The sequence below is a fragment of the Halorubrum sp. SP9 genome (assembly GCF_005435015.1).
GTDB lineage: Archaea > Halobacteriota > Halobacteria > Halobacteriales > Haloferacaceae > Halorubrum > Halorubrum sodomense.
In genome coordinates this window covers 1-603 of the sequence record NZ_SGXU01000257.1, presented here as the reverse complement: position 1 = coordinate 603, position 603 = coordinate 1, and the positions used below count along the sequence as shown (strand labels likewise).

General features: G+C 68.3%; 1 pseudogene. It reads right to left on the bottom strand.

Annotated elements, in window-relative coordinates:
- A pseudogene (locus EXE45_RS17435) lies at positions 1-603 on the bottom strand (sodium-dependent transporter); the annotation flags it as partial.

The window sequence follows — 603 nt, the reverse complement described above, 5'->3', positions numbered from 1 at the left end:
CGACCAAGGCGAAGCCGACGAGGACGGCGACGAGCGTGTCGATCGTCGCGATGATCCCGGCGTCGGCCGCGAGGTTCCGGTCCTCGCCGAGGTAGGAGGCGTACGTGATCATCACGCCCATCCCGAGCGAGAGCGTGAAGAACGCCTGTCCGGCCGCGGCGGGGAGGATCTCCGTCCAGTTCGCCGCGATCGTCCCGAAGTCCGGCGAGAGGTAGTAGGCGTACGCCGCGCTCGCGCCGTCGAGCGTGAATCCGTACGCGGCCAGGCCGACGAGGAGCACGAGGATGGCGGGGATCATCACCTTCACGCTCAGTTCGATCCCGCGCCTGACGCCGGCGGCGATGATGCCGACGACGAGCAGCATGAACAGGGCGTGGAAGACGAGCGTGTCGAGCCCCGTCGAGACCGTCTGGTACAGCGCCTCGGCCTCTGCCGGGTCGGTCAGCGTGTACCCCTCGGTGATTCCGATGAGCGTGTAGCGCAGGAACCACCCCGCGACGACGCTGTAGTACGAGAGGATGATGAACCCGGTGACGACGAACAGCCACCCGGCGGACCCCCAGACGCCGCTGCCGAGTTACCGCAGCGCGCCGACCGGGTTCC